Source organism: Egbenema bharatensis FJBBOT/2019, from assembly GCF_048077055.1.
Taxonomy (GTDB): Bacteria; Cyanobacteriota; Cyanobacteriia; order Elainellales; family Elainellaceae; genus Egbenema; species Egbenema bharatensis.
In genome coordinates this window covers 6787597-6807030 of the sequence record NZ_CP182236.1, presented here as the reverse complement: position 1 = coordinate 6807030, position 19434 = coordinate 6787597, and the positions used below count along the sequence as shown (strand labels likewise).

16 protein-coding genes and 2 pseudogenes are annotated in these 19434 nt (G+C 51.2%); 10 read left to right on the top strand and 8 right to left on the bottom strand.

Translation table 11 applies throughout. The features are described 5' to 3' along the window. Positions 1 to 1845 carry a hypothetical protein gene (locus tag ACM1PF_RS31665; protein ID WP_416670409.1) on the bottom strand — a complete coding sequence of 615 codons (1845 nt, stop codon included), beginning with the start codon at positions 1843 to 1845 and terminating at the stop codon, positions 1 to 3. A gap of 329 nt (positions 1846 to 2174) precedes the next feature. Here ACM1PF_RS31665 and ACM1PF_RS31660 point away from each other — a divergent pair, with 329 nt between their 5' ends. The 4 genes from ACM1PF_RS31660 (at position 2175) to ACM1PF_RS31645 (ending at position 5651) form a co-directional block, all read left to right on the top strand. After that, positions 2175 to 2912: a TIGR04255 family protein gene (locus tag ACM1PF_RS31660; protein ID WP_416670408.1), complete on the top strand. Its 738-nt coding sequence runs from the start codon at positions 2175 to 2177 to the stop codon at positions 2910 to 2912. Between the two features lie 481 nt (positions 2913 to 3393). Beyond that, on the top strand, positions 3394 to 3888 hold the full coding sequence (locus ACM1PF_RS31655; RefSeq protein ID WP_416670407.1) for a hypothetical protein: 495 nt from the start codon (positions 3394 to 3396) through the stop codon (positions 3886 to 3888). A 354-nt stretch (positions 3889 to 4242) separates the two neighbouring features. After that, complete coding sequence (locus ACM1PF_RS31650) at positions 4243 to 5043, top strand: DUF4058 family protein (RefSeq protein ID WP_416670406.1); 801 nt, start codon at positions 4243 to 4245, stop codon at positions 5041 to 5043. A gap of 407 nt (positions 5044 to 5450) precedes the next feature. Next, the gene (locus tag ACM1PF_RS31645; protein WP_416670405.1) at positions 5451 to 5651 is read left to right on the top strand and encodes a hypothetical protein; all 201 of its coding nucleotides are present in this window, start codon (positions 5451 to 5453) and stop codon (positions 5649 to 5651) included. Positions 5652 to 5750: 99 nt separating this feature from the next. On the opposite strand, the pseudogene ACM1PF_RS31640 reads toward ACM1PF_RS31645, so the two are convergent. Continuing rightward, a pseudogene (locus ACM1PF_RS31640) lies at positions 5751 to 6169 on the bottom strand (hypothetical protein). A gap of 107 nt (positions 6170 to 6276) precedes the next feature. Next, complete coding sequence (locus tag ACM1PF_RS31635) at positions 6277 to 6894, bottom strand: TetR/AcrR family transcriptional regulator (protein WP_416676895.1); 618 nt, start codon at positions 6892 to 6894, stop codon at positions 6277 to 6279. A gap of 210 nt (positions 6895 to 7104) precedes the next feature. On the opposite strand from ACM1PF_RS31635, the gene ACM1PF_RS31630 reads away from it, so the two are divergent. Next, complete coding sequence (locus ACM1PF_RS31630) at positions 7105 to 7845, top strand: phosphatase PAP2 family protein (protein ID WP_416670404.1); 741 nt, start codon at positions 7105 to 7107, stop codon at positions 7843 to 7845. 13 nt (positions 7846 to 7858) lie between these two features. On the opposite strand, the gene ACM1PF_RS31625 is transcribed toward ACM1PF_RS31630, so the two are convergent. Next, positions 7859 to 8704, bottom strand: coding sequence for a hypothetical protein (locus ACM1PF_RS31625; RefSeq protein WP_416670403.1), 846 nt, complete (start codon positions 8702 to 8704; stop codon positions 7859 to 7861). A gap of 248 nt (positions 8705 to 8952) precedes the next feature. Between ACM1PF_RS31625 and ACM1PF_RS31620 the strand changes: the two genes are divergently transcribed. From ACM1PF_RS31620 to ACM1PF_RS31600, 5 genes and pseudogenes are all read left to right on the top strand, one after another. Then, positions 8953 to 10011 (top strand): DMT family transporter, encoded by a 1059-nt coding sequence (locus ACM1PF_RS31620; protein WP_416670402.1) that lies wholly within the window; start codon positions 8953 to 8955, stop codon positions 10009 to 10011. Positions 10012 to 10125: 114 nt separating this feature from the next. Then, positions 10126 to 11178 carry a HEAT repeat domain-containing protein gene (locus ACM1PF_RS31615; protein ID WP_416670401.1) on the top strand — a complete coding sequence of 351 codons (1053 nt, stop codon included), beginning with the start codon at positions 10126 to 10128 and terminating at the stop codon, positions 11176 to 11178. Positions 11179 to 11383: 205 nt separating this feature from the next. Beyond that, a pseudogene (locus tag ACM1PF_RS31610) lies at positions 11384 to 13686 on the top strand (ATP-dependent RecD-like DNA helicase). A 402-nt stretch (positions 13687 to 14088) separates the two neighbouring features. After that, positions 14089 to 15702 (top strand): sensor histidine kinase, encoded by a 1614-nt coding sequence (locus ACM1PF_RS31605; protein ID WP_416670400.1) that lies wholly within the window; start codon positions 14089 to 14091, stop codon positions 15700 to 15702. After that, positions 15699 to 16550 (top strand): DUF72 domain-containing protein, encoded by an 852-nt coding sequence (locus ACM1PF_RS31600; RefSeq protein WP_416670399.1) that lies wholly within the window; start codon positions 15699 to 15701, stop codon positions 16548 to 16550. Before ACM1PF_RS31605 ends, ACM1PF_RS31600 begins: the two co-directional genes overlap by 4 nt. A gap of 102 nt (positions 16551 to 16652) precedes the next feature. Here ACM1PF_RS31600 and purQ read toward each other — a convergent pair whose 3' ends face one another. The 4 genes from purQ to ACM1PF_RS31580 form a co-directional block, all read right to left on the bottom strand. Further along, positions 16653 to 17351 (bottom strand): phosphoribosylformylglycinamidine synthase subunit PurQ, encoded by a 699-nt coding sequence (gene purQ / locus ACM1PF_RS31595; protein WP_416670398.1) that lies wholly within the window; start codon positions 17349 to 17351, stop codon positions 16653 to 16655. Between the two features lie 53 nt (positions 17352 to 17404). Then, positions 17405 to 18580: a 5-(carboxyamino)imidazole ribonucleotide synthase gene (locus ACM1PF_RS31590; protein WP_416670397.1), complete on the bottom strand. Its 1176-nt coding sequence runs from the start codon at positions 18578 to 18580 to the stop codon at positions 17405 to 17407. Continuing rightward, on the bottom strand, positions 18581 to 19072 hold the full coding sequence (locus ACM1PF_RS31585; protein ID WP_416676894.1) for a pentapeptide repeat-containing protein: 492 nt from the start codon (positions 19070 to 19072) through the stop codon (positions 18581 to 18583). 137 nt (positions 19073 to 19209) lie between these two features. Beyond that, positions 19210 to 19425 carry a hypothetical protein gene (locus tag ACM1PF_RS31580; protein ID WP_416670396.1) on the bottom strand — a complete coding sequence of 72 codons (216 nt, stop codon included), beginning with the start codon at positions 19423 to 19425 and terminating at the stop codon, positions 19210 to 19212. Between the last annotated feature and the right edge of the window lie 9 nt (positions 19426 to 19434).

Sequence of the window (19434 nt, the reverse complement as noted above, 5' to 3'; positions counted from 1 at the left end):
CTAGTTCTCCGTTTGCTCCAGCACGCAGCCTGCATTGACGATCGCAAAGTCCTGATTTTGAAACGCGGTACAAGCCTCCTGCACCCGCTCCAGGGCGGGGCGTTCCTCACTCTGGCGCAATTGCCGACGAATGCCGCGACTGGTATCTGCATATTCCTGAAAGACGCGATTTTCCCCCAGATATTTTGCCTTGAAGGCAGACTGGTTCACCACCCAAAAGTCAATGCCATAAGTTTGAATCACCTGCTGCACCTGGCTCAAATCCAGGCTGTATTGGGCCGTAATCAGGTCGGTAATTCGCTGACTCATTTCCTGGTAGTAGCCCAGGTGGTAGGGCAGAATGAAGCCGTCTGTGCCGGTGAGGATCGATCGCTGAGTAAAACTGGGTAAGTTATTCACTTCCCGATCGATGGAGGCAATCAGGCTATCTTTGGGTTGGGCCGCCAGGAATTCATATAAATCCGGGAACCATCCCCTGGAGTATTGAATCACAGGGAACACTGAATTTTCAAACCGCAGGAAGGTGGGATAGCCGATCAGAAAGAGTAACAGTAGCAATGTCGCTGCCAGAGAAACGCGCGATCGGGGGTAGGTTGTTGGTACTGGAGCTGATTGGGGCGATCGTTCCCTGCCAAAGATTCTGACCTGGAGCAATCGTTCCAGCAGAATCGCCAATACCAATCCTGCGGCCAGAGCCAGGAGAATTCGGAAACTATGTTCGGTGTAGCGGTTGGGCAAGTGCAGGCGGAACAGGAGAGCATGGGCAACAAAAAACAGAACCACAGAGGCGATCAGGGTTTGGGGCAGAATCCGAATTTGCGGCGTAATTTGCTGGGTTAAAGGAAAGCGCGGTTTAAATTTCAGCAGGACGGGAAGCGACAGAGCCAGCCAGATTTGCGGCAAAAACAAGGCGCGCAGGGGGGTGATTTGGAAGGTGTCTCGATCGTAGGGGGTAAAGTCAAAACTAGCGGTACACCATTCCATTGGCAGCATACCACTCCGCTTACCGCAAAACCAGAAGGCGATCGGATTCTCTGCAAAAAAATCAGACCATCCTGCCGGAGAAAAGGTAAACAGCGATCGCGCTTCTGTGGCACTGATGACGGGGCCAAAGGCTGAGGTCTTCAAGGCATAGGGCAAAAGGACGAGAAACGCTGCCCCTAATCCCGCGACACAAAACCAGTAATCCTGTCGATCGGCAGAAAAGCGAGGTCGTCCACCATTAAATTGCACTACTCGCAGAAGCAAGATCAGACTATAGATAAACACGCACTGCGGATAGAACAATCCCTGAAGCACGATCGCAATTAAACAGGGAATGAGTTGCCCTTTGACCAGATAATAGAGAAAACCCAGAAACAAGGGATACACAAAGGCGACTGGTGTGGCAGACACAATATCATCCCGCATCCAGAGGTTTTGATTCAAAAATGCGGTCGTTAAAAACCCCACAAACGGAATCGGTAATATCCTTAAAACCAAACCAAAAGCGTAGGCAGTGGTGATGAGAGCCAGACCAATCGGCAGCAGCTTATGTAACAGAATTGGACTAATCCCGATGACAGCAAACAGACGGTAAACCGCAGCATAGCCCCACGGAGCCACCGACTGAAAATAATCGGCAACGGCATCCCCTGGAAACAACTCTGGATCAACAAAGCGACTCATCCAGAATACGTGCTGTCGCGCATCGTCCTGCATGATAAACGCTCCACCAAACGCCTTTTCCAGGGCAACGATCGGGCAGATTGCAGCAACCGTAAGACTGAGGATTTGCCAGAACAGCAGGCGCGATCGAGCCGTTTTATCCAGCGGTTTGAAGAAAAATTGGTGTAGCGTTCCCATAGGCGATCGAGGGTTTTGAGTCGTAGGGGGTTCTAAATTGTCGTGTGAATATTGTACTGAGTGGGGGTCGTTGGGTTACACTATCGCCAACTCAATCTACGAGAAAATAATAGTTTCAGGAGTTTTACCAGTCAATCAAACCGAGAGCATGTCACGTTTGCAAGTCTAACCCTCATCCCCTAACCCCTTCTCCCCACCTGGGAGAAGGGGAACCGGATCGAAGTCCCTCTCCCAAAGGGCGAGGGATTTAGGGTGAGGGCGACAAAAGTGACATGCTCCCATCAAACCAAAGGTTTGTCTTTAGCTCCTGTCACGGATACGATGGTGCTATGCAAGCAAGGAGACACTACTCACGCGCACCCATCACCGAAGCGGTGATCGACCTGCGAGTTAACCTTCCTCAAGGGGCAACACTCGCAGCACTAGCTGATGTGCATATGAGCATTGCCGCAGATTACCCAAACCAAGAATCTCTTTTGGTCATTCAAGGAGAAATGTCGGCAGGGGAAAGCATTGGAGCTACAGCCAGTCAAACTCAGATTGGATTTGGCTATGCCAGTAGCGATCGAAAGCAAATTGTCCAGGTACGTTTGGATGGTTTTGCCTTCAGTCGGCTTGCGCCTTACGAGCATTGGGAGCAATTCCGGGATGAAGCAAAGCGATTATGGGAGATTTATCAGACTGCAATTCATCCAACTTCTATCACTCGGCTTGCTGTCCGTTACATTAATCGTTTGGATCTACCTCTTCCTATGAAGGATTTCAAAGATTACTTAAGAGTTTTTCCTGAAGTTCCCCCTGATTTATCTGAATCGCTAAATGGCTACTTCATGCAGCTACAGATCCCCAGTCCAGAGGTTGAAGCGACACTCCTTCTAAACCAAGCAATTATTCCTACTTCTGACGATTCGGTTGTGTCTGTATTGTTGGATATTGACCTATTCAAACTCTGTGATGTTTCGGTTGAAGAAATGTCCTTTTGGAATATTTTGGAGAGATTACATGAAAAAACGGATCAAATTTTTGAAGCTTGTATTACTGATGAAACAAGGGAGTTGATAAAATGACTACAATTTGCCCTTCCCCACCTGCTCAAGGAACAACGATAAAACCTAACCTACTAGTCCGAGAAGCAATGATTTCTCCAACTTTTCAAAGTCCAGAACGTCGGAGGCTGGCGGAATTTACAGATCAAATTTGGAAAACATTAACACCCTCAGAGCAGCAGTTAACTACATCAGAAGATATTCAGGACATCTCTTACGATCCTGTTCCACCTAAGCGAACTTTTACAGTACGGGTAAGATATCAATTCAAAGGACGCATTGAGCCTCAACCATACCGACTGGATGACGAATGACGGTAGAACCTTTTTGGATAAAAGTGAATGAGGCGACTTTGCGGCAAGGAGACTATTTGCCCAATTGCCTCGTTCCTAGGGAGCATGTCATGTTTGCAAGTTTAACCCTCATCCCCTAACCCCTTCTCCCAAGCGGGGAGAAGGGGAACCGGATCGAAGTCCCTCGCCCTTTGGGAGAGGGATTTAGGGTGAGGGCGACAAAAGTGACATGCTCCCTCGTTCCTATTCCAATTTTTGATCCAGAAAATTTCTCCAAAGATCCAGAGGGGCAAGAAATTGATGTAGAAGTCAGAGAACTGGATTTGATCGTAATCACTCAAAGCTGCGATCTGGAGAATCAAAAAGCTCAATTCGTTGCCCTATGCCCTATTTATTCAGTCATAGAGTTTGAGAAGTTCAATCCAGATTTTGCCCGCAAGGGTAGATGGAATGAGGTTCGCAAAGGTAGGATCGAAGGATTACATCTTTTGGCATCCCAGATTGATCCCTCCAACAATAGAGATGCCCTTGTAGTAGACTTTCGCCAAATTTACAGCCTGCCTTTTCCATACCTCGTAAGACATGCAGAGAAAATTGGCTCACGCTGGCGTTTGCAATCTCCGTTTCTAGAACATTTCTCTCAAACCTTTGCTCGATTTTTTATGCGTGTTGGCTTGCCATCATCTATTCCAGAATTTAAATAAGTAGAAAATTATCTCAATGGTCTGCCATTCGCTCAAAGATCAGGTGATGAAGATCTATATCTCCTGACACTCGGAGGAACGATCGCGGGAGCATTCCACTTATGCAAATAGTATGCAAATAAATTGATCCGATCGGCTCCTTTAGTGGGAGCATGTCAACTTTTGTCGCCCTCACCCTAAATCCCTCTCCCAAAGGGCGAGGGACTTCGATCCGGTTCCCCTTCTCCCCGCTTGGGAGAAGGGGTTAGGGGATGAGGGTTAGACTTGCAAACGTGACATGCTCCCCCTTTAGTAGAGTCCATCATAGGCATAGGATATACTGAATGGAATTCTTGCACTGCGGGAGTTTCACGGATGCCATCGCCCTTTCCTGGCATGAATCCCTACCTGGAACATCCAGCCTTCTGGTCGTCGTTTCACACTCGGCTGATGGTGGCGATCGCGGATGCCATTGAACCACAGCTCAGTTCGCACTACTACGTAGACGTGGAGACTCGCACCGATCAAAGCGATGAGAGTGACGAGGAATTACTGATTGGTATCCCAGATGCGATCGTCTTTGCCAAGCAGTCAGATCCCTCCGCTCCAGCGGTGCCCACTGCGAAAGAACCCGTGGTTGCCACTCAATCTCGTCCTGAAACGGTTGCAGTGCCGATGCCGATTGAAATCAAGGAACGCTATCTAGAAGTGCGGGAAATGGGCACGGATGAGGTGATTGCTGTAATTGAACTGCTATCCCCGAAAAATAAGCGGGCTGGTGGAGGACGCACGGCAGACGAGAAAAAGCGGCGGTTGATCTTGGGGAGTGAAACCCATCTGGTGGAATTGGATTTGCTGCGAGGGGCAAAGCCGATGGCGATTTTGGGTGTGCGATCGGTATCCCCCTATCGAATTCTGATTAGTCGCAGTCAACAGCGTCCTAAAGCAGAGCTTTATGGAATTACGCTTCAGCAAGCCTTACCCAGTTTTCCCATTCCGCTGAAACTGAACGAAGCAGAACCGATCGTTCCCTTACAAGCGGTGTTTGAGCAGGTATACGAACGCGCCCGCTATGACACCCGCATTGATTATCACCAACCAGTTCCCCCACCCAAACTCTCCGAAGTAGACCAGCAGTGGGTGGATGAGTTGTTGACTCCGATTCGAGGTGGGTGATTGCACGTCTCGCCTAAGCAAAATGCTGACTTCGGAATCTGGCGCACAGAGGGGATACCGGACTTCACTATTCCCACGAAAATAGCAAAAAAATTATCGGAATACGCTTGATATTTTCCAGGCGTATCCCTTATGCTATTGCGATGCTGGTTTTTCTGCCGAAGAGGAGCCAGTTCATCCACCCGCTTAAGGTGAGGTCTAACGCTGATTAGGGAAGCTGCGAACGACCCTAACCAGCTAACCTGACTCTCTGCAATACCAGAGAGCTAGGCTGTGCTGATTGTAGATCATCGTATCGAAAATCGATCGCCTCGCTGTTTCAGTAAGGAGTCTGGGGGCTGTTCCTGGAACGATTCCCCACACCTTAAGCTTTTCTTCCCTTACATCATCTCAGCGAGGAACTAAATATGTCTTCAGAGTTCAACGAACTGCTGCCCATCGCGCAAGGCGAACGGGTACAAATTTGGATTATCGGTACACGAGATCAGGTCATTTTCACCATGAACGAGTGCTACGTCAGAAAACTGGCAACCGATCGAGTTCAGTTTACCCCGATCATCCCCGCACCCTTCGCCACCGGAAAATACATGACGGTTCTGGTGCGATAATTTCCATTCCTGGACAATTCCAACACAACACGGGCGATTCACGAATCGCCCCTACATCTCTTGTGGGGTGGGCATCTTGCCCGCCCATTTCCCCCAACCCTAACTCAATTGCAACCTCTGCCATTCCCGCTGCAACACCTGCGTCCACTGCACCGCCATCCCCAAATCCGTAAACGGCACCCGGATAGACCGATCGCCCAGCTCAAACTCCAATTCCACCGAACGACCCTTCGCAGGAGGATGCGCCAGATCCACAGCCTGATGATTCACCTTCAACTCGATCGCCTTTACCTGTTGCAGCGAAAAAGTTTCTAACTGAATCGGCCCTGTTGAGTTGGCTTCCCCCAGGTAATCTCATCCCCCTTCTGCCCCAACACCGCATAAATATCATACTTAGCGCGATCGAACGGTTCCGCCCATGCCCGGTAAGCTTCCAGCTTTTGATACTCATTCCAGCCTGCCCACGCCAGCCCAATAAACAGAGCCAGCAACGGTAGCCAAATCAATCCTCGTTCCATAATGCCTCACCTCTCGCTCCCTCTGGATTGTAGAGCGTTGCTCCTACCGCAACCAATCCACTATGCCTGATTTTAGAGAGCATTTTAGAGAGCCGATCGAGTGCCCATTAGCTCTGATTCGCCAGAACCCCATTCAGAAAGATATCCGCCATCCCCTCTGCCATATCCATCATCGCCTGGGGAGAAGAATTCTCTGGCATGATCGTATCGCGGCTAAACCCAGCCACCGTAAACATGCCCAGAAACACCTGAGCCACTGTGCGAGGATTCATTCGGCGATAGATACCCTGATCCATTGCAGTTTCAAAAAACGCTTCCGCCACATCCGTCATTTTGACAATCACTTCCGTCTGAATTTGCTCCCGCAGGTCAGGGTGGAACTGCGCTTCCATGAAGCATACCCGCATCAGATCCGCATTTTGATGGAGGTTCAGCATTCGTCGCCGCATCACCTGCCCGATCGCCTTATAGCTCGCCATTTCGCTCAGTTCCGTCAGCAGATCCGTCAGAATCTCAACCCATCCCTGAGTCGCCACTTCAATCAAGATGGCCTTCTTGTTTTCAAAATGCCGAAATATAGTTCCTTCTGCAACTCCGGCGGCCTGGGCTAATTCACGAGTCGTCGTACCATCGTATCCTTGACGGGCAAACAATCGCCTCGCAGCCTGGAGAATCCGAGTTTGAGTTTCTGCCTCAGTTTGGGGGACACTACGGAATGATCTCATCGCCATTCGTCGGCTGCCGACGCAAAACGTTTACATCATGTTCAAAACAGGTTCAAAAACAGGCGTATTTCACCTGCCCTGACGCTGACTATTAGCTAAAAATTAAGAGACAATCAAAAGAGCCTCTTGTCAATTTAGCTTATCAATTCTGAAATAGATGCTCGCAGGTTCTCTACAAAGCTTCACACAGATGGAAGATACAGATTGAAGATGATGCATAAGCGGTTGAATTTACGCTTGGGTGAACGGCTGACCTCGTTTGCCCAATTTTTGAAACAGTGGTTTCGCTACCGCTGGGAAGCATTTCTGTTAATTGGATTGGGATTCTACCTTCCCCTGACAATTTTTGTATTGCTGGCAGTTCAAATCTGGCGGTTGGAGGGTGGATTAGGATGGGACGTTGTCATCTTAAACGCAATCTACCAAACCCATCGTCCTGCCCTTGATACCTTTGCCACCGCAGTCACTAATTTAGGAACAATCTGGGGCGTTTTACCCGCTTCGATCGCCATTTCTTTGGGGTTGTTGTACGTTAAACGCTGGCGATCATTAACCTACTTTTTTATCACTGCATTTGGTGAAATTCTAATCAATCGCGGGGCAAAACTCTGGTTTCATCGCGTTCGTCCAGCCCTATGGGATCGCCCTCCCGTTGCCGAATTTTCCTTTCCCAGTGGCCATGCAATGTCCAGTATGGTGTTCATTGCTGCCCTACTGATTTTGACCTGGAAAACTCGCTGGCGAAATTGGGTACTGCTATTCGGCAGTATTTTCGTTATCACGATCGGCTGGACTCGGTTGTACTTAGGAGTCCACTACCCCAGTGATATTTTGGCAGGCTGGATGATGGCGATTGCCTGGGCCGTCAGCATGAGGTCGGTAATCAAACCCCAACTCAGTCGATCGGTTGCCCGCGACGAAGCCATTGTTTTAGAAGAAGCTGAAAAGTAAGCGTTAATCCAAGCTATCGCGCAATATTATCAAACTGTCCAGGAGCCAAACACGCCCCACCACCCCACTGCGGCAAGTTAACGTAGACCTCACCCTCCAGACACTCTGCCGGAGCAAAGGTCGGGCCAAGGGGTTGAACATCCACCTGCTGAATCACGGGAACCTGTTCTGCAATTTGTGGTGCTGGCACTGCACCCCCAGCGGGCGAGGGAATTACCTCCACGATCGTCGAAGTCGTAGATGGATTAGAAATCACCACACTGCCCCCAGGTGGTACAACCTGAACAGAGGATGGAGCCTGGGTCGGAGCCGCAGTTCCCTCAGGGACAGCTCCAGGAGCCGTCGTTTGGGGTGGCACAATCTGGATCTCTGGCGGTGCAACTTGGGTCGGTGCCGGTTGGGTCGGCTGAGGCACAGTACCACCACCGGGGACGACTGGTGCAGCTGGCTCAGGCGTAAAATCTCCTGGAAAAGCTGGATCGGCCGGGAAGGTAGCATCGGGAACCGGCTGCTGCTCAGGTGGTGCGCCTGGTGCCGTCTGACCGGGTACGGTTTGTCCAGGTACGGTTTGTCCGGGTACGGTTTGTCCAGGCACAGTCTGACCGGGTACGGTTTGTCCGGGTACGGTTTGTCCAGGCACAGTCTGACCAGGTACGGTTTGTCCGGGTACGGTTTGTCCGGGTACGGTTTGTCCAGGCACAGTCTGACCAGGTACGGTTTGTCCAGGCACAGTTTGTCCGGGTACGGTTTGTCCGGGTACAGTCTCCTGAGCCACCGCAGGTACACTAACCGCAGCGAACCCTAAAACACCGATCGCCGTGAAAATCTTTTGGGGGACAAATCGTTTCTTAAATGGCATCTCTATATGTAGCTACTGAATAGCTCAGTCAACAGCACAGTACTTCTACCGTCACTTTAGAGAGCTGGCGTTAAGATTTCTCCCATCTTTTGAATGAACCTCCGACAAGGTCAGCCTATCTTAGGGTAGGGATTTGGGATAGTGCGGCTCAGAGAGAGGGTTCATTCGGAATACTGAAATTGACTTAACAAATCTCAATAATTGATTACAATTAATCAAAAGTGTCCGAGTGCTGAGTGACTAATTTCATGCAGTTAAAGACTGAATCCCGTCTGCCATTTGGCCCCTTGCTGCTGATCGCGCCCTTTTTTCTATGGGGCACTGCAATGGTTGCCATGAAGGGAACAATTCCCCACACAACCCCGCTATTTTTGGCAGGAGTCCGCCTGCTGCCTGCGGGAATTCTCATCCTCATTGCCGCCTTAATCATGGGCAGACCCAATCCCAGGGGCTGGAAAGCCTGGCTATGGATTGCCCTGTTTGGACTGGTAGATGGCACGCTATTTCAGGGATTTCTGGCGGAAGGACTGATGCGGACGGGGGCAGGACTGGGTTCTGTGATGATCGACTCGCAGCCGATCGCCGTTGCCCTGATGGCGCGGGTTCTGTTTGGGGAGATGATTGGGCTGTGGGGTTGGCTGGGTCTATGTTTCGGAGTTGTCGGGATTAGCTTACTGGGATTGCCCAAAGCCTGGATCATGGGGTTATTGCAGGGAGATGGGGCTGCCCTTCAGGTGGGGGGAGACATCCTGGAGCAACTGACCCACAACGGACAATGGTTGATGCTGCTTGCCGCTCTGTCGATGGCAGTGGGAACGATTCTGGTGCGGTATGTTTCCCAGTATGCGGATCCGATTTCAGCGACGGGTTGGCATATGGTATTCGGCGGCATTCCGCTGTTTCTGGGTTCAGGATTGCTGGAATCCCAACAGTGGGTCAATCTGACCGGAGGAGACTGGTTAGCACTGGGCTATTCCACCATTTTTGGCAGTGCGATCGCCTATGCCCTGTTCTTCTACTTTGCCTCCAGCGGTAATCTCACCAGCCTGATTTCCCTCACCTTCCTCACCCCAATTTTTGCCCTCCTGTTCGGCAACCTGTTCCTGGGCGAAGTCCTGAACTCGATTCAATGGTTTGGAGTCAGTTTAACCCTGGTCAGTATTTATCTGATCAATCAACGCGATCGGCTCCTGGAACGCTTTCGGGGGAATCAGGAGGGTGCAGCAGCTCAGGCGGAAGCAGAATTTAACCTGGTGCCAGATCCATCGGCAACGGTGCAGGTGCAGTCAGAAGTTTCATCAAGATAGGTGCTTTCCCGCCAAAGTTGAGCCAGTATAGGGGTGAATCATTAGCCTATTTCTACTATTTTGATCGTTGCGGGCAACCTAAATCTAAAATTGTGGCAACTAAAGTCTCAGGTTGTGGGCAACTTAAACGTAGGTAACGATCGCCCCTGCTCCCTCATGATGGTTTATCGCTCCAGGCTATTTTTAATGGCTTGCCTGCTCAGTGTCAATTTTGTTGTTCAGGCAAAGTTTCCCGTTCAGGCTGAAGACAATCTTCCCCCGATTGCCCCATCTCCGGCTGCTGAATCTCCCGTTGCTCCCGCAATTTCCCCTGAATCTGAAGCGGCTCCGGTTGAAGCGGCGGCTCCTGCCTGGCAATGGTGGTTCACGCTGACGCTAATTCCGATCGCTCTAATAGGCGGCGTTTGGTATGGCTCCCAACAGGGACAGCAAAAATCTAGTGGACTCCCCGCGATCGCCAGTGCTGATGAGATTGCAGGACAGAATGGGGTAGCCGTAGACGGTCTGGAAGAAGTGCAAGACATAACCGAAGATTCAGCCCCCAATCTGGAAGAAGCACCAGATCAAGATTCAGCTAAAGATTCAGCCAAAGATCTGGGGCAACTCACCCAACCTGCAAACCCGATCGCAGTTTCCGAAACGACCCGCATCAGCCGGGTGGATATTGTGGCAACCCTGATTCAGGAATTGCATAGCTCAAACCCCAACAAACGCCGAAAAGCCATCTGGGAACTGGGGCAGCGGGGAGATTCGCGGGCGATTCAGCCCTTAGTCGATTTGCTGGTGGATTCAGACTCCCAGCAGCGCAGCTTGATCCTGGCGGCCGTGTCAGAAATTAGCGTTCGTACCTTAAAACCCATGAGCCGGGCCCTGATGATGACGATTCAGGATGACAGCCCTGAGGTGCGCAAAAACTCGATTCGGGATGCCTCGCGGCTGTTTGAACTTGTCACGCAGATCAGCCAACTGTTGCAATATGCCACCAATGATGGCGATCGGGAAGTTCAGGAAACCGCAGAATGGGCCCTGTCTCAGCTCAATCGGATTCGCCCCATGCCCGGTACAGAAGGGCTACCCAGCCTCAGCCACCACGGTTCCGCCTCCCTGAATGCATCCAGCGATTCCCGCTTACCCTTAACCGAAGAAACCGATCGACCTTCAGCTTAAAGGGTAGATACAATGGCTGAAGTCCTTGTGGGGTGGGCATCTTGCCCGCCCAGTCAACCAAGGCAAACCATTGCCCAGAGGAGCAAATCAGCATACCTGAGCTACTATTCTCTCAACAAATTTTTAACGGTGATTGAGCCGAAAGGCTAACTTCTTGGCACACTGGAAGTATTGCGATCTTTTAATACTGACAATATTAATTACCGTGTCCGATCGCCCCAGCCGCTACAATGCAACGCCTGCAACACCCATTGAAGATTTGCAAGGGGTGATTGAACGGTTGACCTATCATTCCGAAGAATCGGGTTATACGGTGGCTCGACTCAAGGCTCCCCGCACCAGTGAACTCATCACGATCGTTGGTAACTTTGCCAATATTCAGGCAGGTCAAACACTGCATCTGGAGGGCACCTGGCGCGATCATCCCAAGTATGGGCAGCAGTTTCAGGTGGTGAAATACCGGGAAACCAAGCCCGCCACCCTGACGGGAATCGAGAAATACTTGGGCAGTGGATTAATTAAGGGAGTTGGGCCCGTCACCGCCAGACGGATTGTGGCCCATTTTGGATTAGAAACCCTGGAGATTATTGAAACCCAGATTGAACGCCTCAGCGAGGTTCCCGGCATTGCGGCTAAACGGGTCAAGATGATTCAGCAGGCCTGGTCAGAACAGAAAGCCATTAAAGAGGTGATGCTGTTTTTGCAAAGTCATGGGGTTTCAACCACCTATGCCGTCAAAATTTACAAGCAGTACGGCGATGAGGCGATCGAAGTCGTCACCCGCAATCCCTACCAGCTCGCCACCGATGTCTATGGCATTGGCTTTGTCACCGCAGATGCCATTGCCCGCAATTTGGGGATTCACCCTGGCTCAGAATTTCGCTACCGCAGCGGCATTTTGCACGTTCTAACGGAAGCCTCCGAGGAAGGGCACTGCTTTTTACCCCAGCCGGAACTGGTCGATCGCGTCGTGAAGCGGTTAGCCATTGACGACCATACTCCCAATGCTGAAGAAATCCTCGCCCTCACCTTGAAAATGGCAGCCGATGGGGAGCTGGTACTGCAAGAGCGATCGCCGGATTCTTCAAGCGATCCGACCCCAGAAAGTCCTCCAGAAAGTTCTCCCAAAGATTCTCCCCCCGCGCAAGCCATCATTTGCTACTCTCCCCCCTTCTACGGAGCCGAACAGGGCCTGGCCGATCGCCTGGGTCGATTACTGATTCAAGATCTCCAGGTTGATTTGCCTCGCGTCCAACGCTGGATCGATCGCTTCACTGAGAAAACTGGACTTCAGCTTTCTGCCCAGCAGCGATCGGCCGTGGAAATGGCGGCCAGTCACCGGGTAATGGTGCTGACGGGGGGCCGGGAACCGGGAAAACCTTCACCACTAAAACGATCGTCGCCCTCTGGAAGGCAATGGGAAAGACGATCGCCCTGGCTTCTCCCACCGGACGGGCCGCCCAGCGTTTGAGTGAAATGACGGGACGGGAAGCAAAAACGATTCACCGACTGTTGGAATTCGATCCCAGTAACATGGCCTTTAAGCGCGATGGACAGAACCCGATCGAAGCGGATGCAGTGATTGTAGATGAAGCGTCGATGCTGGATTTGTTTTTGGCCAATTCGTTGGTCAAGGCCATTGCGCCCAATTCCCAACTGCTGCTGGTAGGGGATATTGATCAGCTTCCCAGTGTCGGGCCGGGGAATGTCCTGGCGGATTTGATGGGGTCAGGACAAATTCCAGTGATTCGCCTCAGCGAAGTCTTTCGGCAGGCGCAGACCAGTCAAATTGTCAGCAATGCCCACCGGATTAACCAGGGACAGTTTCCCCATCTGGAAGCCGTCACTAATCAACCCCAGACCGATTGCCTCTGGTTAGCTGCCCCGGAACCCGCCCACGGAGTCCAGGCGATCCGCGATCTGGTAGCGGATCTGATTCCCCAGTTGGGATTTGATCCGGCACAGGATGTGCAAATTCTCTGCCCCATGACTCGTAGCGATACGGGAACGCGAAATCTGAATCAAGTCTTGCAGGAATTGGTGAACCCGCCCGCCACCCATAAGGCCGAACTGACGCGAGGGGGAATGACCTTACGGGTAGGCGATCGCATCATTCAAAAGGTGAATGACTACAACCGAGAAGTTTTTAACGGTGACTTGGGCGTGATTACGCAAATTGACCTGGATGAGCAGGCCGTAACCGTAAAATTTGCCGATCGGCTGGTGGAGTATGATTACGCTGATTTGAATGAGATTACCCTGGCATGGGCAGTAACAATTCATAAATCCCAGGGAAGCGAGTACCCGGTGGTGATCATCCCCGTCTATATGCAGCACTACCTTCTGCTATCGCGCAACTTAATTTACACAGGGCTAACGCGGGCCCGCAAACTGGTGATTTTAGTTGGGCCTCAAAAGGCGATCGGGTTTGCTGTGCGGCAAGTCAAAGATCAGCATCGCTACACCCTGCTGGCCGATCGTCTATCTCGTATTTTTACTGAGTTTTAGCTGCCAATTCTCAAACTGGCTTCCTTATTTCTACTGATTACCCTGTGTTTTGAGATCATAAAGACTTACGGGTTTTAACTCATTTCTCTGAAGCAGCTAATTTGCCATACTGAAGCTCTAAAACCGTCTGTTCAGATCGCATCTTCTACTCTTGCTCAGAGAAATTTGTCTACTGATTTGCTAAAACGTTGATTTAATCAGCATTTCATGGTGCTAAATCTAGAAACTAACGCTTAAAATGTGCATTAAAGCGTTTTTCGACAGATGTTTACTACCCCCGAAATGTACTGAGGGGTTGGCTTATTCTTTACACATTCCCTACTGCCTGAATTTTTCCGGAGTTGTAGCGTTTATTCTCAGCCTCATGTCTGATTAACCCTTCAAGCGTCTTAATATTGTTCTATGAATCTCGATAACCTGGATCGACTGAGAGACTGTTGCCGCGACGAATCAGCCTTTGAGCGCATGAAGCAAATTCTGATGGACACTCCCTCAGTTCCCGTCAGTACCCAAGGCTCTGAAGGCGATCAGCAGAAAGCTCTCCTGCAAGTGATCACGCATATTCGGGCATCCTTAGACCTTGATTCGCTGTTTCAGACGACCGCCACGGAAGTTCGCCAACTCCTAAACGCCGATCGAGTAGGGATGTTTCGCTTTGATCCAGATTCAGAATGGGATGATGGCGAGTTTGTTTCCGAAGATGTGCTACCAGGGTTCCATTCTGCTCTCAATACTAGAGTTCACGATCATTGCTTTGGGGAACAGTACGCGATTCACTACCAGGCAGGGCAGATTCAGGCGGTTGCGGATATCTATCATGCTGGATTGCGTGATTGTCACATTGATATCCTGCGGCAATTTCAAATTCGGGCCAATTTAGTGGTTCCCCTGCGTCCAGAGGGTCGGCTCTGGGGATTGCTCTGTATCCACCAATGCTCGAACCCCCGCGAGTGGCAGCCCGATGAAATTCAGTTTGTGGCGCAGATTGCTGATCATTTAGCGGTTGCGATTCAGCAAGCCGAGCTTTTGGCACAAACCCAACGTCAGGCAGTGATGCTGTCTCAAATGCTAGAGGATTTGAAACGCAGCCGCACTCAACTCATCCAGAGTGAAAAAATGTCGAGCCTGGGGCAGTTGGTAGCGGGGATTGCCCATGAGATCAATAATCCCGTTAACTTTATCTATGGCAACCTGTCCCACGCCAATCAATATGCCCAGAATTTGCTAGAGGCATTGACCCTGTTTCAGCAGGAGCATGCTTCGCCCAGTCCTGAGTTAGCTGAACGAATCGCAGAGCTAGATCTGGACTTTCTGATCGAAGATTTTCCTAAAATCCTCTCCTCAATGCAATTAGGAGCCGATCGGATTCAACAAATCGTGCTGTCGCTGCGAACCTTCTCGCGGTTGGATGAGACAAGCATGAATCTGACCAATATTCATGAAGGGCTAGATAGTACACTCCTGATTTTGCAGTATCGGTTCAAACCGCGATCGAATACGGCTGGAATCCAGATCATCAAAGAATATGGTGAATTGCCGCTGGTGGAATGCTATGCCAGTCAGTTGAATCAGGTGTTTATGAATATTCTCACCAATGCGATCGATGCCCTGGAAGAAGCCGCAGAAAGGGGCGATCGACCAGACGACACGAATGAATGGTTGCCACAAATTACGATTCGGACTGGCATCATTCCTGACTCCGAAACCAACAGTTCCCGCATCATCATTCGGATTGCGGATAACGCCCTGGGGATTCCAGAAGCGATTCAATCTAAGTTGTTTGAACCGTTCTTCACCACAAAACCCGCTGGTAAGGGGACGGGGCTGGGATTATCGATCAGCCAGCAAATTATTGTCGATCGCCACAGTGGCTCCCTGGAATGCTACTCTCAGCCAGGAGAGGGGACTGAGTTTTGGATAGAATTGCCGATGCAATCGCAGCCGTCCATACCGGAACAAGCTACCTCTACGGAGGAATCCCCGTCGATACCCAGACTAGGCTATATTGAAGCATGAATTTTCGACTGGGTTGTGCCGTTTGGGCGTATAAGGAGTGGGTGGGTCAATTTTTCCCGGTAGGGAGTCAGACCAGGGATTTTCTGCGCCTCTATAGCCGTCGCCTCACCACGGTAGAAGGCAACACGACCTTTTATTCGGTGCCCGATGCCGAAACAATTCACCGCTGGGCCAGCGAAACTCCCGATGGGTTCCAATTTTGCCTGAAACTGCCTCGCAGCATCACCCATGCAGGTCTCCTGGCCGCGACCCTACCTGAAACGCTAGCATTTCTTCAGCACGTTGCCGGACTGGGCGATCGCCTGGGGCCTTGCTTTGCCCAACTCCCTCCCAGCTATAGTCCGGCCCAAATTGGCGATTTGATGCACTTTCTCCAGGCTTATCCAACCCAGGAATTTCCCCTGGCCCTGGAAGTTCGCCATCCAGACTGGTTTCAGGAACCCTATGCCAGCCAATTGACCGATCGCCTCGCTGAACTGGGAATTGGCCGAGTCCTGCTCGATACCCGCCCGATCTACGACTGCCCAGACGACCCCCAACTCTACTCGGAACGCCGCAAACCCCAGGTTCCCCTCCAGCCCACTATCACTGCCCCCTTCACTCTAATTCGCTACATCAGCCATCCCGACTTAGCGTTCAACCAGCCTTATCTCCAGGAATGGGTCGATCGGGTTCAGCAATGGCTCCTCCAGGGAACCCAGGTTTACTTCTTCGTCCACTGTCCCATTGAGCGGTATTCCCCCCTTACCGCCCGCTCGTTCCAGCAATTACTCGATCAACAGGGCGTTCCGGTTCCGCCCCTCCCCTGGAATGCGATCGAACAACCCCAACAGTTGAGCCTGTTTTGATCTCAAAATTCAAAATCTAAAATCCAAAATCTGAAATAGTAAGAACGGCAGGCAGGCAAGATGCTACGGAAGGCGATCGATTTGCAGCGAGGGGATATCCCCCTACCGCGTGCCCACTAAGGCATTGAGCAATCCCTTAAATAGGTGAATGCCATCAGTACTTCCCAGAGCCGGATCAGCAGCCCGTTCCGGGTGAGGCATCATCCCTAAAACATTGCCCTGACGGTTACAAATCCCCGCAATGTGATTCAAAGAGCCATTGGGATTGGCTGCATCGGTCTGTTCACCTGTGGGTGTGCTGTAGCGGAATAAAACCTGATGGTGATCTTCTAAAGATTTGAGTGTGTCGGCATCGGCGTAATAGCAGCCTTCACCGTGGGCGATCGGCAGAGTGATCACCTGTCCACCCTGGTACTCTTGCGTCCAGGGAAGATTGGTGCGCTCGACGCGCAGGGGAACTCGATCGCAGACAAAATGCAAGTCTCGGTTCCGCATCAATGCTCCTGGTAACAGTCCCGCTTCCGTCAGCACCTGAAACCCATTGCAAATCCCCAGCACAAATCCACCCCGCTCTGCGTGTTGCACCGTCGCCTTCATGGCAGGCGAAAACCGGGCGATCGCCCCACAGCGCAAATAATCCCCATAGCTAAACCCACCGGGCACAATGATCACATCCAGATCCGACAGGTCACTTTCCTCATGCCAAACCATTCGAGTGGGCTGCTGCAATAGATCACGAGGCACCATCGCCACATCTCGATCGCAATTGGATCCCGGAAACACGATCACGCCAAATTTCATGCTGTTCTCCAACCCTGAAGCGGTTTGTCTGAAAGGATTACGCTTTCAGGATACTACTCCCCATACCAAATTGCCTCAATTTGTTCCGCAATGGCCAACGCCTGCGATCGTCCCTCTCCCTCTGCCAGTGTCACCGTCACGTGTCCCAACTTGCGGCCCACCCGAGACAGGGTTTTGCCGTACCAGTAGACATGGGCATGGGGAATTTGAGCGAGTTGCTGCCGTTTTTCAGCATAATCCTGTTCTGCATCTTCATAGCCCAGGAGATTGACCATAACGGCTCCTGGATGGCTTAAGGCGGGATCACCCAGCGGTAAACCGGCAACCGATCGCAACTGTTGCTCAAACTGAGAGGTGAGGCAGGCATTGAGGGAGTAGTGCCCCGAATTGTGGGTTCGAGGAGCGGTTTCATTGACTAAAACCTTACCGTCCTGGGTCAGGAAAAACTCAATCCCCATGATGCCCACATAGTCCAAACTTTCGAGGAGTCGCTGGGCGATCGCCTGCACCTGTTCAACGATAGAAGGATCGAAATCAGGGGTAACAATCACCCGCCGACAAACCTGCTGCTCCTGCTGGGTTTCTACAACGGGATAGATTACCAGTTCTCCAGTCACCGATCGCGCCACCATGACGGCCAGTTCCCGCTCAAAGGGCACAAAGGCCTCTAACAAAAAAGTGGATGCGGGGAAGGGATGGGACGGATCTAAGCGATCGTGAATCAGATTGTGCAGATCAGTTTGCGTTTTAAAAATGGTGGTTCCCTGTCCGTCGTAGCCGAGCCGCCGCGCTTTGAGGACAACCGGCAGCCCAAAGGCGTTGATCATCGTCGGAGCCGTATCCGGTTCCAGGGCCATAAATTCAGGAGTCGGCAACCCCAGTGTTTTGAGGTAGGATCGCTGCTCGTATTTATCCAGCAAGGGGGCGATCGAACGGAGACTTGGATAGAAGCGAATTCCCTGCTGTTCCAGCTTCAGCAATGCTTCCAGATCAACAAATTCGTTTTCAAAGGTAATCACCTCACAATGGGTTGCCAGTTCGGCCGTGGCAGAGGCATCAGCCACCGGAGCAAAAATCGTGTGCGCGGCGATCGACACGGCTGGATCGTCCGCCTTAGGAGTTTGAATCACTAGCTCCAGTCCCAGGGTTTGAGCTGCTTCTGCCATCATCCAGGCAAGCTGCCCCCCACCAATCACCCCAACCCGCTGCACCATGCTGTCCTTTACCATTTATCGGCACCCCAACGATTCACGGGTCGCCACTCCCGTCTGAGAATTCACACCCTCAGCCTGCTGACACAATCGCTTAACCTGCACCCCATCCAGAATGGCATCTGTAAAGTCTGCCCCAGTGATATTAATTTCATCAAAGGTAGATAGCAGCATTAGAGCTTCCACCAGCACCGCATCACTGAGATCCGCCCCCGTTAAATTGGACTGATCCAGCATGGCATAGGTCAAATCTGCGCCATGGAGATTCGCCTGAGTCATGGTAGAAGCACTGAACACCGCACCACGAACATCTGCATGGGAAAAGTCTGTCTGTTCCAGATTCGCGTTGGAAAATTCCGCGCCTTGAAGTTCTTGCCCTGAGAAATCTCGTCCCTGCAACTGAGCATTGCTATAGGACAGGGGCATCGTCCAATCCGCCTGGGCGGGCAGACTCCAGGTCAGAAGACAGAAGAGACTGAACAGGAACGCTAGCGATCGGAAGCAAATCATGGGCAAGCTCAATCGTATGGGACTTGTCCTTAGATCTTACCGTTTGACGCAGCTTTGCTAGAGTGCCGGTACAGAATAAATGTGGACAGCAAGATGCCCGTACTTTACAGGAGCCAAACCCGATCGATCGCCCCGATCTATCGACCCAGATTAATCGCCCGGACGAGTCTGTGCGGTAATTCCTTGAATTCAAGTTCAGCAACTGCCTCTGGTTCCGCCAGTGAATCCGTAGGCTGACCTGAATCGGCGGTTTGACCTGAATCGGCGGTCTTAACACTACCAGAGTTATTCATCCCCATGATGAAGTAGAGAAGTAGTGTAATGGCGATCGCATGGCTTAATTTAAAGATCATGTCCAAATT